The sequence below is a fragment of the Deinococcus sp. LM3 genome (genome assembly GCF_002017875.1).
Classification (GTDB): domain Bacteria; phylum Deinococcota; class Deinococci; order Deinococcales; family Deinococcaceae; genus Deinococcus.
The window spans coordinates 2,358,722-2,371,445 of record NZ_MUFV01000001.1 but is presented as its reverse complement, the minus strand read 5'-3'; the positions used below and the strand labels follow the sequence as shown (position 1 = coordinate 2,371,445).

Annotated in this window: 15 protein-coding genes; 8 read left to right on the top strand and 7 right to left on the bottom strand. The window is 70.5% G+C overall.

Annotation, left to right across the window (positions count from 1 at the left end; all coding sequences use genetic code 11):
- Window positions 1-133 precede the first annotated feature (133 nt).
- Both BXU09_RS11135 and BXU09_RS11130 read left to right on the top strand, forming a co-directional pair.
- A complete protein-coding gene (locus tag BXU09_RS11135; RefSeq protein ID WP_078302564.1) occupies window positions 134-742 on the top strand; it encodes a YcjF family protein in 609 nt (202 codons plus the stop codon).
- A 111-nt stretch (window positions 743-853) separates the two neighbouring features.
- Window positions 854-1,123 carry a hypothetical protein gene (locus BXU09_RS11130; protein ID WP_078302561.1) on the top strand — a complete coding sequence of 90 codons (270 nt, stop codon included), beginning with the start codon at window positions 854-856 and terminating at the stop codon, window positions 1,121-1,123.
- Window positions 1,124-1,225: 102 nt separating this feature from the next.
- Here the strand turns inward: BXU09_RS11130 and BXU09_RS11125 are convergent, their stop codons facing one another.
- The 5 genes from BXU09_RS11125 to BXU09_RS11105 form a co-directional block, all read right to left on the bottom strand.
- Entirely contained in the window at window positions 1,226-1,582 is a 357-nt protein-coding gene (locus BXU09_RS11125) for a hypothetical protein (protein WP_078302557.1), read from the bottom strand.
- A gap of 5 nt (window positions 1,583-1,587) precedes the next feature.
- On the bottom strand, window positions 1,588-2,775 hold the full coding sequence (mqnC, locus tag BXU09_RS11120) for a cyclic dehypoxanthinyl futalosine synthase (RefSeq protein ID WP_078302553.1): 1,188 nt from the start codon (window positions 2,773-2,775) through the stop codon (window positions 1,588-1,590).
- A gap of 70 nt (window positions 2,776-2,845) precedes the next feature.
- The gene (locus tag BXU09_RS11115; RefSeq protein WP_078302550.1) at window positions 2,846-3,289 is read right to left on the bottom strand and encodes a hypothetical protein; all 444 of its coding nucleotides are present in this window, start codon (window positions 3,287-3,289) and stop codon (window positions 2,846-2,848) included.
- Between the two features lie 68 nt (window positions 3,290-3,357).
- Entirely contained in the window at window positions 3,358-3,780 is a 423-nt protein-coding gene (locus BXU09_RS11110) for a DoxX family protein (protein ID WP_078302547.1), read from the bottom strand.
- The gene (locus tag BXU09_RS11105; protein WP_168174586.1) at window positions 3,777-4,250 is read right to left on the bottom strand and encodes a MarR family transcriptional regulator; all 474 of its coding nucleotides are present in this window, start codon (window positions 4,248-4,250) and stop codon (window positions 3,777-3,779) included. The genes BXU09_RS11110 and BXU09_RS11105 overlap by 4 nt, the downstream gene beginning before the upstream one ends.
- Window positions 4,251-4,513: 263 nt before the next feature.
- Here BXU09_RS11105 and gnd point away from each other — a divergent pair, with 263 nt between their 5' ends.
- From gnd to BXU09_RS11080, 5 genes are all read left to right on the top strand, one after another.
- Complete coding sequence (gene gnd, locus BXU09_RS11100) at window positions 4,514-5,581, top strand: phosphogluconate dehydrogenase (NAD(+)-dependent, decarboxylating) (protein ID WP_078302543.1); 1,068 nt, start codon at window positions 4,514-4,516, stop codon at window positions 5,579-5,581.
- Window positions 5,578-7,452, top strand: coding sequence for a glucose-6-phosphate dehydrogenase (gene zwf, locus BXU09_RS11095; RefSeq protein WP_078302540.1), 1,875 nt, complete (start codon window positions 5,578-5,580; stop codon window positions 7,450-7,452). The genes gnd and zwf overlap by 4 nt, the downstream gene beginning before the upstream one ends.
- A gap of 88 nt (window positions 7,453-7,540) precedes the next feature.
- Window positions 7,541-8,494: a glucose-6-phosphate dehydrogenase assembly protein OpcA gene (locus BXU09_RS11090; protein WP_078302536.1), complete on the top strand. Its 954-nt coding sequence runs from the start codon at window positions 7,541-7,543 to the stop codon at window positions 8,492-8,494.
- Window positions 8,495-8,738: 244 nt separating this feature from the next.
- The gene (queG, locus tag BXU09_RS11085) at window positions 8,739-9,845 is read left to right on the top strand and encodes a tRNA epoxyqueuosine(34) reductase QueG (RefSeq protein ID WP_078302532.1); all 1,107 of its coding nucleotides are present in this window, start codon (window positions 8,739-8,741) and stop codon (window positions 9,843-9,845) included.
- 126 nt (window positions 9,846-9,971) lie between these two features.
- Window positions 9,972-10,808: a glutaminyl-peptide cyclotransferase gene (locus BXU09_RS11080; protein WP_078302528.1), complete on the top strand. Its 837-nt coding sequence runs from the start codon at window positions 9,972-9,974 to the stop codon at window positions 10,806-10,808.
- A gap of 196 nt (window positions 10,809-11,004) precedes the next feature.
- Here the strand turns inward: BXU09_RS11080 and tmk are convergent, their stop codons facing one another.
- Together tmk and BXU09_RS11070 are read right to left on the bottom strand one after the other, a co-directional pair.
- Window positions 11,005-11,646 carry a dTMP kinase gene (gene tmk, locus BXU09_RS11075; RefSeq protein WP_240501187.1) on the bottom strand — a complete coding sequence of 214 codons (642 nt, stop codon included), beginning with the start codon at window positions 11,644-11,646 and terminating at the stop codon, window positions 11,005-11,007.
- Window positions 11,643-12,449 carry a Nif3-like dinuclear metal center hexameric protein gene (locus BXU09_RS11070; RefSeq protein WP_055363186.1) on the bottom strand — a complete coding sequence of 269 codons (807 nt, stop codon included), beginning with the start codon at window positions 12,447-12,449 and terminating at the stop codon, window positions 11,643-11,645. The genes tmk and BXU09_RS11070 overlap by 4 nt, the downstream gene beginning before the upstream one ends.
- On the opposite strand from BXU09_RS11070, the gene BXU09_RS20270 reads away from it, so the two are divergent.
- A complete protein-coding gene (locus BXU09_RS20270) occupies window positions 12,448-12,645 on the top strand; it encodes a hypothetical protein (protein WP_144012081.1) in 198 nt (65 codons plus the stop codon). The two genes, BXU09_RS11070 and BXU09_RS20270, sit on opposite strands and share 2 nt — an antisense overlap.
- Window positions 12,646-12,724 lie beyond the last annotated feature (79 nt).

Below are 12,724 nucleotides of genomic sequence, written 5' to 3'. Positions count from 1 at the left end.
TCATCCTTCCCTCCGACGCGGGCACGCTACCTCCCCCCCTGGGCGTGTCCGCTCTTTCATGTCGTGCCGGGAAGGTGAACGCGACATCAGCGGCCGCTCACGCGGGTGCGGGGCGCGGCGCTACACTCGCCGTATGCTGCCGCCGCTCGTGAAACAGGTGCTCGACAACTTCAATTTCGACGTGGACCCGGCCCTGAGCCGCGAGGAGAACGCCGAGGAGGTCATCAAGAGCGCCGCGCTGCTGTCCGGCGCGATTGCCGTGGAACCCATTCCCTTCGCGGACATGCTGCTGATCTCGCCCGTGCAGGCCAAGATGGTGCTGCACATCGGCAAGATCTACGGCTTCGACGTGAGTGCCGACCGGGCGCGCGAGATCGCGCAGGAACTCGGCGTGACCTTCGCGTACGGGTTCGCGGCCCGGCAGGTCATGCGCGGCCTGGCGAAGATGGCGCTGCCGGTCATCGGCGGGCTGATCACCGCGCCCGCCGTGTACGGCTGGACGTTCGCGCTGGGCCGACTGGCGCAGAACTACTTCGAGCGGCGCACGCTGGGCCTGCCCGCCTCGCGGGACCAGCAGGTGCGGGTCGTGCAGGAAGCCAAGCAGGAGTCCCGCCGGGTGCTGCCCGGCGCGCAGGACTTCACGGATCTGGCCGCCGAACTGCGCCGCCGCGCCGAGAAGAAGAGCGCCGACCTGGGCAGCCCGGAGCCGGGCGCGGCCCCGAAAGACCCGGACCGGCGCTGAAGCCGGCCCCTTCACGCCGCTGCGCCGCGTACCGCCACGTCGCGCAGCGGCGTGAAGGGATCATTACTTTGGCGGATGCCGGCGCGCACACCCGCCCCGTAAGCTGGGCGCATGAATGTTCCCCGTCATTTCAGCGACACGCGGACGGAAGAGGGCCGCGTGAGGATTCTCGCCGCGTCCGGCCGCGTGCTGTTGGAGGCCGAGGGGCACGGCTGGCAGCACCGCAGCGCCCACCCGTCCCTGGAGGACGCCGCGCTGGAACTCGCGCTGCTGCCCCGCATCGGCGCGGGCCTGTACGCGGCCGCGCTGGACGACATCGAACGGCAGGTGCGCCTGACCGGCCCGGTCACGGACAACCGGTCGTACCCCGGCGCGGCCTGACCGCCCCCATCCGGGGGTCCGTATCGTACGGATTCCGTTGGACTCTCACTCGCATCCGCTCGGATTGAACGGTCTTTGCAGCCCATTCAATCGGAGTCCGTATCAGTGGTCGGTGAACCACACGATCAGTCGGGTGTGTTCCCCGGTGGTATCCAGGGCGTACATGAACGCCGCCCAGGCGTGCAGGTTGCCCCACTCTTCGGGCGGGGCGTGCGCCTGAACGTCGTGGATTTCCGTGACGGTCAGGGTCGTGGGGTGCCGGGCTTCCTCATCCTGGAACAGCAGTTCCGAGCGGCTCTGGAGGCTCAGGTCGTCCGGGTGGGCGCGGCCCGCCACACCGGCGCGGTCCAGCTGGTCCAGCAGGGCGGCCGGGTCGGCGTGCAGGAAGCGGGCCGTGAGTTCCCACGCGCCCTGCGGGTCTGGGCGGTGCTCGCACAGGACCAGCGCCTGCCCGGTCATGCCTCTCAGCCGGCCCCGACGGCGCGTTCGCCTTCCGGGTTGGCGTCGTCGCGGCCCAGGATGGCGGTCACGTCGGGCCGCTCGATGATCTGGAAGCGGCTGTTGCGGATGGCGGGTTCGAATCCGGCGTCCACAGCGATGCGGACCAGTTCACGGACCGTGGCGTTGTGGCGGCCGTGCCCGCCTGCCGCCGACACGACGTTCTCCTCGAGCATGGTGCTGCCGAGGTCGTTCGCACCGTAGTACAGCGCGGACTGCGCGACCTTGAAGCCCTGCGCGGGCCACGACGCCTGGATGTTCGGGATGTTGTCCAGCGCGATGCGGGCAATGGCGAGCTGTTGCAGGTACTCGTGCGCGGTCGCGCCGGGCGCCTTGCCGTGCAGGCGGGTGTGTTCGGTCTGCAGGGTCCACATGGCGAAGCCGGAGAAGCCGTTCCCGCCGTACTCGCGGTTCGCCCGGTCCTGCTGCTCGCGGATCTTCAGGAGGTGGCTGGTGCGCTGCGCGTACGTCTCACCGAAGCCGATGACCATGGTGGCGATGGTGTACAGGCCCTTGCGCTGCGCGGCGTCGATGATGCGGAACCAGTCCTCGCTGCGGATGCGGGCCGGGGCGGCCTTGGCGCGCACCTCGTCTTCCAGGATCTCGCCGCCCGCGCCGGGCAGGCCGTCCAGACCGGCCTCGATCAGGATGTCCAGCAGGTCGTCCAGGGTGTGCCCGAAGGTCTTTTCCATGAACAGCACCTCCTCGGGCGAGAAGGCGTCGATGCGGATGGTGGGGTGGTTGGCCTTCACGTGCCGCAGCAGGCCGGTGTAGTAGTCCAGGCCCAGCGCGGGGTTCACGCCGCCCTGAAGCAGGATGCGCGTTCCGCCGACCGCTTCGAGTTCGCGGATCTTGTGGCTGATCTGCTCGTAGTCCAGCGTGTAGCTGTCTTTCTGGCGGGGGGTGCGGTAGAAGGCGCAGAAGTTGCAGCCGACGTTGCAGATGTTCGTGTAGTTGATGTTCCGGTCGATCAGGAACGTCACGGTGCGCGGGTCGCGCCGCGCGAGACGCAGGTGGTGCGCGGCGGCCGCCACGTCCGGCAGCGGCAGCGAGTACAGCGCCTCGATGCTGGCGTGGTCGAGTCGTTCGCCTTGCACGGCCCGGTCGAGCGCAGCGGCGGCCGGGTCGGTTCCGGTGGGGGCGGGAGCGGTCATGCGGGTACGGTAGCACCGGCGGGGGCGGGCATTGGTCTCCGGGCGCACAGGGCGCGGGGGGCCGTCCGGATCAGTCGTAGGAGTACCCGGTGAAGTACAGGTACGCCGGCTGCCCGGCTTCGTAGGCAACGACATAGAGGCTCTGGCCCCGGTCCAGTGATTCGGTCAGCCGGTCACTGCCCTGCACCTGCGCCAGGACCGGCCGGGTGGTGCCGAACAGGTCCAGCAGCGTTTCGCGGTCCAGCGGTTTCATGCCCCAGTCGTCGTCGCTGCCTGCGAGTCCCGGCACGTCCAGAATCGTGCGGGTGCCCTGCGCGTCTGCGGCTTCGAGGGCATCTTCGATGCTGTCGTGGTCCGGTCCGGGGGCCGGCGAGTGCGCCGTGACCGGGAACGCCGGAACCGGGATGACCGGCGAGTACCGGCCCGCCTGGAATTCACGCTGCCGGAGCCGTTGCAGGACGGCCGCGATCTCCGGTTCGTAGGGTTCGACGTACCACCACAGATGACCGCCCATGCGTTCAGTCTATCCGGCGCGTCGCCCGCTCCGGGCCGCAGGTGTGCTGGGGTCCGGCGGGGGTCGGTTCAGGCGGGCAGGCCCGGTACGCGGTAACGGCCGGGGCCGGCGAGGGTCAGGGCGACGGTGGCGGCCAGCAGGCTCAGCGGGAATTCCACGCCGTTCGGGTTGAAGAACCCGGCTTTCAGGTGGACCAGGGCGATGGCGCCCAGCAGGATCAGGGTCAGGGCGCCGCCGGCCCAGCGGGTCAGGACGCCCGCGATCAGCAGCAGGCCGCCGATCAGTTCGGCGCCGGCGACCAGGGGCGCGCTGAGAGCGGGCAGGGGTGCGCCCATCTGCGTGAAGGCCTGGGTGGTGCCGGGCAGGGTGTACGTGAAGATCTTCTGCGCGCCGTGCATCACGAAGATCAGGCCGGTGGCGAGGCGGACGGTCAGGAGGGCGAGGTCGGTGCCGCGGTGGGCGGCCGTGTCGGGGTGGGTCTGGGTGGTCATGGGGTGTCCTCGGGTGGGGGGGTCAGCAGCGTGAGCAGCTGCTGGAGTTGCGCGGGGTTCAGGTGCGCGAACTGCCGGGCGTGCAGCGCGGAGATGGGCTGGTCGATGCGGGCCAGCAGGGCGCGGCCCTGGTCGGTGAGGCGGGTGGCGACGACGCGGCGGTCTGGGCGGTCGCGGTCGCGGCGGACCAGTCCGGCTTTCTGGAGGCGGTCGAGCAGGCGGGTGACGTCGGGGTCGTGGACGAGCAGGCGTCCGCCGATCTCGCTGCAGGTGAGGCCCTGTTCGCCGGCGCCGCGCAGGATGCGCAGCACGTTGAACTGGGGACCGCTGAGGTCGTAGTCACGCAGCAGTTCGGCCGTCTCGTGCTGCTGGCGCAGGGCGAGGCGTTGCAGGGCGAGGTAGGTGGTGTGTTCGGGGCTGCCGGGCGTGCCGGGCAGGCTGGAGGGCGTGGAGGTGGAGGCAGATGTCATGTCGGGGTTCATTGTCTCCCGGCTGGTGGCGCGGTGGCGTTCCTGCGGGGGGGACGGGCGGGGGGCCGGCAGTGAGGCCAGCGGGCCAAGGGCAAATTAGTCGTTGCAACGACTATCTGTCAACCAGCTCACCTGCGAGTCGCGAAGACGGTGCCTGAAACGTGATCCAGGAAAGGGCGGGGCCACGCAGGCAGAGTCGTATAGTGGCGGGCGGTAAGGCCGCCGGGATGGAACCGATTCCGGCATGGTCAGGAGGTCACGCAATGAAGATCGGCATGATTGGACTCGGCAAGATGGGCGGCAACATGGTCCTGCGACTCACGCGCGGCGGTATCGAGGTCACGGGCTACGACCGCAGCGAGGAGAGCGTCGCGCACATCGAGGGCCAGGGCGCGCGCGGCGCGCGGTCCATGGACGAACTGATCGCCTCGCTCGGCGAGAGCGGCAGCCGCGCCGTGTGGATGATGGTCCCGGCCGGGAAGATCACCCAGAGCGTCATCGACGACCTCGCGGGGCGTCTCGCGCCGGGCGACATCATCATCGACGGCGGCAACAGCAACTACAAGGACAGCGTCCAGCGTGCCGAGGCCCTCGCCGAACGCGGCCTGCACTTCGTGGACGTCGGCACCTCCGGCGGCGTGTGGGGCCTGAAGGAAGGCTACGCGCTGATGATCGGCGGGGACGAGGCGGCCGTCGAGCGCCTGCGCCCGGTGTTCGAGGCGCTGGCTCCCGCGCCCGACCGTGGCTGGGGCCGCATGGGTCCGGCCGGCAGCGGCCACTACGTGAAGATGGTCCACAACGGCATCGAGTACGGCATGATGCAGGCCTACGCCGAGGGCTTCGAGATGATGCGCGCCAAGACCGACTTCAACCTCGACATGGCGCAGATCGCCGAGCTGTGGCGGCACGGCAGCGTCGTGCGCTCCTGGCTGCTGGACCTGACCGCCGAGGCGCTGCAGAACAAGGCCGAGTTCGAGGCGCTCTCGGACTACGTGGCCGACAGTGGCGAGGGCCGCTGGACGATCATCGATTCGGTGGAGCTGGGTGTGCCCACGCCGGTCATCACGCTCGCCACGCAGATGCGCTTCCGCAGCCAGCAGGAGGTCAGTTACGCCGGGCAGATGCTCTCGGCCATGCGCCGCGCCTTCGGGGGTCACGCGGTCAAGACCATCGAGACGCCCCGCCAGGAGGGTCTGGTGCCGGAAGTGCAGGCCGGTCAGGACCCCAGCGCCGCCGCGCCCGCCAACATCGGCCAGGGCGGCGGCGGGACCGGCAGCAGCGCCGAGCAGCTCGGTGAGACCGGGCATCAGCGCGTGAAAGGCGACGAATGAGCGCCCCGAAGAAACCCGCCAGCAGCCCCGCCGGCCGCAAGGCCGCCACGACGAAGGCGGCGCCGAAGAAGCCCGCCGCAGCGAAAGCCACCGTGAGCAAGACCGCTGCCAAGACCCCAGCTGGCAAGGCAGCCAGCAAGGCGACCGCCAAGGCCACCGGCAAGACCACGGCCCGGAAGGCGGCGGGCAGCAAGGTCGCCGCCGACGTGCAGGCGAATGTGGAGTCTGACCTCGCGGCGCGCACGGTGGGTGTGGCGCAGGCCGCTCCGGGCGGGCGCCGGGCCGGCGTGAAGACCGCGCAGACCTCCGCGCCCCGCAAGGGCAGGAACAGCGCCGCGCCCGGTCATGACGGCCAGAATCCCTTCCGGGCGCTGATGCGCCGCAACCGCGCGCCGGAACCCGCCACCCTGGTGATCTTCGGCGCGACCGGCGACCTGTCGCGCCGCAAGCTGCTGCCCGCCGTGTTCGGCCTGTGGCAGGACGGCCTGCTCGGGAGTGCTTTCAACATCGTGGGCGTGGGCCGTCAGGAGATGACGGACGAGCAGTTCAAGGACTACGCCATCCAGGCGCTGAAGGACAGCAAGGAGACCGACGCCATCCAGCCGGGCAGCCTGGAGAAGTTCCGGGAACTGCTGTACTACGAGTTCGGCGATTTCGCCGGGGACGAGGTGTACGCCAAGCTGGGCCGCGAACTGGACCGCGCCGAGGAGGCGCACGGCGGCCGCAAGAACGCGCTGTTCTACCTCTCGACCCCGCCCAGCCTGTTCGAGCCGATCAGTAACGGCCTGGGCCGCCTGGACCTGGCGGATCAGAGTGAGGGCTGGCGCCGACTGGTGATCGAGAAACCGTTCGGGCACGACCTGGCCAGCGCCCGCGACCTGAACGACACCATCCACAAGGTCTGGGACGAGTCGCAGGTGTACCGCATCGACCATTACCTGGGCAAGGAGACCGTGCAGAACCTGATGGCGATCCGGTTCGGGAACGCCATCTTCGAGCCGCTGTGGAACCGTGGGTACGTGGATCACGTGCAGATCACCGCCAGCGAGGACCTGGGCCTGGAAGGGCGCGCCGGTTACTACGAGGAGGCGGGCGTGGTGCGCGACATGCTTCAGAACCACCTGATGCAGCTGTTCGCGCTGACCGCCATGGAACCCCCGGCCGCCTTCGACGCGGACGCCATCCGTGACGAGAAGGTCAAGGTGCTGCGCGCCGTCAAGGAAATCCCGTCGGGCCGCGTGAAGTCGGTCGCGGTGCGCGGACAGTACGGGCCGGGCACCATGTACGGCGAGAAGGTGCCGGGCTACCGCGAGGAACCGAACGTGAAGGAGGGCAGTGTCACGCCCACCTACGTGGCCCTGAAACTGGAAGTGGACAACTGGCGCTGGCAGGGCGTGCCGTTCTTCCTGCGCACCGGGAAGCGGCTGCCGAAGAAGGTCACGGAGATCGCCGTGGTGTTCAAACGTCCGCCGCTGGGCATCTTCCCCGGCGGGCTGGAACGCAACGTGCTGGCCTTCCGCATCCAGCCGGACGAGGGCGTGAGCCTGAAGTTCAGCAGTAAAACGCCGGGGCAGGAGATGGTGCTGCGCGAGGTGGTCATGGACTTCCGCTACGACGCGTTCGGCGCGCAGCTGGAAAGCCCGTACTCGCGCCTGCTGCTTGACGCGATGCTGGGCGACGCCACCCTGTTCCCCCGCGAGGACGAGGTGGACCTGGCGTGGCAGATCGTGAGCGGCATCCTGGACGTGTGGGAAGCCGAACCGGGTCGCCGTGAGAAGGGGCCGGACTTCCCGAACTACACGGCCGGCACCTGGGGGCCCGACGAGGCGGACGAACTGATGGGCGACGACCGCCGCTGGCGGCGCCTGTGAAGACGCTGGAGCATGGAGGACGGGTGATGGACCTCCCCCACGCCATCCGCCATCCGCCGTCCGCCATCCGCCTGCCCGGAGGCTGCCCATGACCTACGCAACGGACCTGAAACCGCTGGGCCCGGTGGACACCACCGTCCGCAAGGCCCAGATGACCCTGGATGAACTGTGGGCGCAGACGAACGTCGAGACCCGCGCGTACACCGGGAACATCATCGCGCTGACCGTCAAGAAACACCTGGGGCGCGTGCAGGAAGCCCTGGCGGGCCTGGAAGGCCGCTACGCGGGACGGCAGATCATCGGCGTGATGGACGGCACGGACGACCTGACCGTCCATGCCAGTCTGGTGCCGCAGCGCGGCGGGCTGTACGTGGAGCGCCTGACGCTGGAAGCCAGTCCCGAGCAGCTTCAGGGCGCGATCCTGCCGCTGATCCGCCCGGCCACCGTGAATCACGTGTGGTGGGGCGCGGACAGCCGGCCCGGCGGCACGCTGCTGACCGAACTGACCGATCTGGCCGATCAGGTGATCGTGGACAGCCTGACGCTGGACATGCCGCCCTCGCGGCACTACGCGCTGGCGGACCTGGGCTGGAGCCGCTCGGCGCCGTGGCGTGAGGCGCTGGCGCAGGTGTTCGACAGCCCGGACGCCGCCCGGCAGTTGCCGCGCATCGACCGGCTGGTCGTGCGGCACGCCGGGAAGAAGGACCTGCCGGCGCGGCTGTACGCGGGCTTCATTGCCAGCACGCTGGGCTGGACGGACCTGCGGGGCGTGACGTTCCGTTCGGGCCGCTGCGGGCGCGAGAACGGCGACCTGTGCGGCGCGGAGCTGCTGGGCGACGGCGTGCGCTTCGCCCTGAGCGCCGAGACCAGCGGCGGGAACGACGTGGTGCGCCTGGAATGCCGCTGGGACGGCGTGAACCGTGAATCCGAGGTGGTGGTGCCCACCATGACGCTGGCCGAGGGTCTGGCGCGCGTCATGGCCCGCCCGGAACGCGGCGGCGTGTTCGAGCACGCCTGGGCGCTGGCCAAGGAGACGCTGTAACCACCGCCGCGTAATACGGACTCCGATTGAATGGGCTGCAAAGACCGTTCAATCCGAGCGGATGCGAGTAAGAGAGAAACGGGTTCCGGACGTGGAGCCGGCAATCCGGTGAAGTTCCGGATTGTCGGCGAAACAAACGGAATCCGTATAACTCCTGCCGCGTAACCACTGCCGCCGGGGGGGCCGCGCTCAGGGTGCGGCCTCTCCCCTTTGCGGTGCGGGCGGCGCGGCATACTGCGCGGCGATGAGCGCCTCACCGCATGACCGGCTGTCCGACCTCGCCCTGAGCCTGGGGGCGGACGCCGTGGGGTGGGCGCCCGCGCAGGTGCCGCGCGCGGCGGTGGACGAGTACGCGGGGTGGCTGGACGCCGGGCGGCACGCGGGCATGACCTACCTGGAACGGCAGTTGCCGGTGCGGGCCGACCCGTCCCAGCGGCTGCCGGGCGTGGGGAGCGTGCTGGTGCTGGGCGTCTCGCACGCCTTCGCGCCGCCCACGGTGCCGGACGGGGGCGTGCGGGTGGGGCGCGTGGCGCGCTACGCCTGGACGCCGGACTACCACGATCAGCTGCAGCCGGTCCTGACCCGCCTGGAACAGGAGGCGGCGGCGCTGGGCGTGCGGGCGCGCGGGTACGTGGACCACGGGCCGGTGATGGAGCGGCTGTTCGCGTCCGGGGCGGGGCTGGGCTGGCGCGGCCGGTCCGGCATGACCATCAACACCGGGCTGGGCGCGTTCGTGACCCTGGCGGTCGTCCTGACCGACCTGCCCGCCCCGGACGGCGGCGCGGCCCACCCGGACCGCTGTGGCCGCTGCCTGCGCTGCGTGACGGCCTGCCCGACCGGCGCGATCGGCCCGGACCGCGCCATCGACGCGCGGCGCTGCGTGTCGTACCTGACCATCGAGCACCGAGGGCCGGTGCCGCCCGACCTGCGGGCCGGGGTGGGCGACTGGCTGTTCGGCTGCGACGTGTGCAGCGAGGTCTGCCCCTGGACCGTGAAGGCCGGGCCGCTGGCACGCCTGCTGAAACCCGACCCGCAGCTGGCGCACCCGGACCTGAGCCGCTTCTTCGGGGTCAGCGAGCGCGAGTTCGAGCGGCAGTGGGCGGGCACGGCGTTCCTGCGGCCCCGGCGCAAGGGCATGGCCCGCAACGCCCTGACGGTCCTGGGGAACACCCGCGCGCCGCAGGGCTGGCCGCTGCTGCTGCTGGGCGCGCAGGACCCCGCCTGGGAGGTGCGCGAGGCGGCCGCCTGGGCGCTGGGCCAGTGGGGTGAACCGGGACACGTCCGGGCGCTGCTGGACGACCCGCACGCGGCGGTGCGTGACGGCGCGCGCCGCGCCCTGGAACGCCCCTGACCGGCAGCGCCAGATTCAGGCAGTGGCAGCTTCATGGCGTGCCAGATTCAGGAAGTGTAAAGGGAGGCCCGGAGGCCGCGCAGCGTCTACCATGGGGGCGTGCGTGCGCGTGTCCTTTCCCTGTTGATGTCTCCCCTGCTGGTAGCCGGGTTCCTTCTTGCGCCCGGCGCGGCCCAGACGACGCCCGCCGCGACCGTGCCCACGCTGGTCCCTGCCGTCACGGCCCGTTATCCGCATGACCGCGACGCCTTCACGCAGGGTCTGCAGTACCTGGGCGGCGGCGTGCTGGTCGAGAGTACCGGGCAGATCGGGAAGTCCGGGGTGCGGCGCGTGGACCTGAAGTCCGGCCGGGTCCTGATGCAGACGGCGACGCCGCTGGCGACCGCGTTCGGCGAGGGCGTGACCGTGCTGGGGAACGTCGCGTACCACCTGACGTGGCAGAACGGGGTGGCGTTCACCTTCGACGCGGCGACCCTGAAGGAAACCGGCCGCCTGCGGTACTCCGGCGAGGGCTGGGGCCTGACCAGCGACGGCCGGCAGCTGATCATGAGTAACGGCTCGTCCACGCTGACGTGGCGGGACCCGAAGACCTTCCGCGTCACGCGCAGCCTGCGGGTCACGGACCAGGGACAGCCGGTCCGGAACCTGAACGAACTGGAGTACGTGCAGGGCAGCGTGTACGCGAACGTGTGGCTGACCGACCGGGTGGCGCGCATCGACCCGCAGAGCGGCCGGGTCACGGCGTGGCTGGACCTGAGCGCCCTGGCGCGCGAGGCGAGCGCCGCCGCCACCCGCGCCGGGCAGCCGCTGACCTTCGACGACGTGCCCAACGGCATTGCCTTCGTGCCGGAACGCGGGACGCTGCTGCTGACCGGCAAACGCTGGGGCACGGTATTCGAGGTGAAGGTGCCGGGCCTGAAGGTCGATCCCGGCCTGAGTGGCCGCGCCGCGACCCGCCGCTGACCCGTCCTGCGCTCAGGGCAGTCGGTCAGGCCAGTCGCGTCATACGGATTCCGTTTGTTTCGCCGACAAACCGGAACATCGCCGGGTTGCCAGCTCCACGCCCGGAACCCGTTTTGCTCCTACTCGCTCTGCTGCGCAGCTCTACGAGTCCGCTCGGATTGAACGGGCTTTGCAGCCCCTTCAATCGGAGTCCGTATCAGGGCAGACGGGCCTGCACGGCCGGCCAGATCAGGCCCGCCAGGGTGTCCTGATCCTGCGTGGCGTCCAGGGTCAGGAAGCGCGGCGGGTCGGCGGCGGCCAGGGTCAGGAAGGCCTGCCGGACCCGGCGGTGAAAGTCCAGGTCCGCCTGCTCCAGCCGGTCGGGTTGCCCCCGGCGGGCAGCGCGTTCCAGGCCCACGGCCGGGTCCAGGTCGAGCAGGACCGTCAGGTGCGGCGTGAGCCCGCCAGTCGCCTCGCGCGTGATCTGCTCCAGCAGCGCGGTGTTCAGGCCGCGTCCGCCGCCCTGGTACGCGAGGCTGGAGTCGGCGTACCGGTCGCAGATGACGACCTCGCCGCGTTCCAGCGCCGGACGGAGAACGTGGCGGACCAGCTGGGCGCGACTGGCCGAGTACAGCAGGAATTCCGGCAGCGGATCGATGATCAGGGCCGGGTCCAGCAGCACTTCACGGACCCGCAGGCCCAGCGGGGTGCCGCCGGGCTCGCGGGTGACGGTGTGCGCCCGCCCGTGCGCCTGTAACCGCGCGGCGAGGCGGGCCAGTTGCGTGCTCTTGCCCGCGCCCTCGGGCCCCTCGAAGGAGATGAACAGACCGCCGGGCGGGTGGGTGACGGGTCCAGTCACAGGCCGGTGGGGTGGTGCAGGAACTGCCATGCCAGTCCGAACTCGTCTTCCAGGCGGGCGGCCAGGGCGCGCACGCCGAAGACCTCGGTCTCGTAGTGTCCGGCGTACACGACGTTCACGCCGTACTCGAAGGCGTCATGGAAGTGCTTGTGTTCGGGTTCGCCGGTCAGCAGGGTGTCCAGGCCCATCGCGGCGGCCTCGGCGACACTGCCCGCCCCGCCGCCGCTCAGGACGCCCAGGCGATTGACGGTGGGCGACAGGCCGCCGCCGTGCACGAGGCAGATCTCGCCCGTGAGTTTCTGCACGCGGTCCGCGAAGTCCTGCAGGGTCTGCTCGAACGGCAGTTCGCCGGCCAGTCCGATCTTGTGCCCCTGCCAGTCCCCGAAGGGCCGCAGGTTCTGCAGGGTCAGGGCGCGGGCGATCATGGCGTTGTTCCCGACTTCCGGGTGCGCGTCCAGGGGAATGTGCGACACGTACAGGTTCAGGTCGGCCGACAGCGCCGTGCGCAGCCGCTCGCGGTGCGGGCCGGTCACGGCCAGCGGCTGGCCCCAGAACAGACCGTGGTGGGCGATCAGCAGGTCCGCGCCGCTGTCGGCGGCGTGCTGCAGGGTCTTGAGGCTGGTGTCCACGCTGACGGCCACGCGGCGGATCACGTCGGTCCCGCCGATCTGCAGGCCGTTCAGGCTGGGGTCCGGGTACGCGCCGACGTTCAGGTACTCGTTCAGCCACGCCACGAGCGCGTCGCGCGGCACCTCGCCGCGGGTCAGGGGGGTGGAGGGAATGCTGGGGGAACCATCGGACATGACAGGCATTCTAGGCGCGCCGGGCCACCCTGAATGCCGGTGCCGGTTGCAGTTGCGGTCAGCGCGCGGCTCCTGTCTGCCGCTGGACTCGGCGTGGGCGCTGGCCTCGGTTGCGGCGCTGGCCTCGATTCTGGTGCTGGCCTCGATTCTGGTGCTGGCCTCGATTCTGGCGCTGGCTTTCGGGGAACTGCTCTAGACTCACGGCAATGTCCTGCTGCGCCGCCCGGTTCTCCTTCCGTTCCGCTGTCCTTCCGGTTCCGACCCGGCTGTCCGGG

Coding starts and splice junctions, on each gene's coding strand:
- BXU09_RS11135 (WP_078302564.1), top strand. CDS start 134: ATGCTGCCGCCGCTCGTGAAACAGGTGCTCGACAACTTCAATTTCGAC.
- BXU09_RS11130 (WP_078302561.1), top strand. CDS start 854: ATGAATGTTCCCCGTCATTTCAGCGACACGCGGACGGAAGAGGGCCGC.
- BXU09_RS11125 (WP_078302557.1), bottom strand. CDS start 1,582: ATGACCGGGCAGGCGCTGGTCCTGTGCGAGCACCGCCCAGACCCGCAG.
- mqnC (WP_078302553.1), bottom strand. CDS start 2,775: ATGACCGCTCCCGCCCCCACCGGAACCGACCCGGCCGCCGCTGCGCTC.
- BXU09_RS11115 (WP_078302550.1), bottom strand. CDS start 3,289: ATGGGCGGTCATCTGTGGTGGTACGTCGAACCCTACGAACCGGAGATC.
- BXU09_RS11110 (WP_078302547.1), bottom strand. CDS start 3,780: ATGACCACCCAGACCCACCCCGACACGGCCGCCCACCGCGGCACCGAC.
- BXU09_RS11105 (WP_168174586.1), bottom strand. CDS start 4,250: ATGACATCTGCCTCCACCTCCACGCCCTCCAGCCTGCCCGGCACGCCC.
- gnd (WP_078302543.1), top strand. CDS start 4,514: ATGAAGATCGGCATGATTGGACTCGGCAAGATGGGCGGCAACATGGTC.
- zwf (WP_078302540.1), top strand. CDS start 5,578: ATGAGCGCCCCGAAGAAACCCGCCAGCAGCCCCGCCGGCCGCAAGGCC.
- BXU09_RS11090 (WP_078302536.1), top strand. CDS start 7,541: ATGACCTACGCAACGGACCTGAAACCGCTGGGCCCGGTGGACACCACC.
- queG (WP_078302532.1), top strand. CDS start 8,739: ATGAGCGCCTCACCGCATGACCGGCTGTCCGACCTCGCCCTGAGCCTG.
- BXU09_RS11080 (WP_078302528.1), top strand. CDS start 9,972: ATGTCTCCCCTGCTGGTAGCCGGGTTCCTTCTTGCGCCCGGCGCGGCC.
- BXU09_RS20270 (WP_144012081.1), top strand. CDS start 12,448: ATGACAGGCATTCTAGGCGCGCCGGGCCACCCTGAATGCCGGTGCCGG.
- BXU09_RS11070 (WP_055363186.1), bottom strand. CDS start 12,449: ATGTCCGATGGTTCCCCCAGCATTCCCTCCACCCCCCTGACCCGCGGC.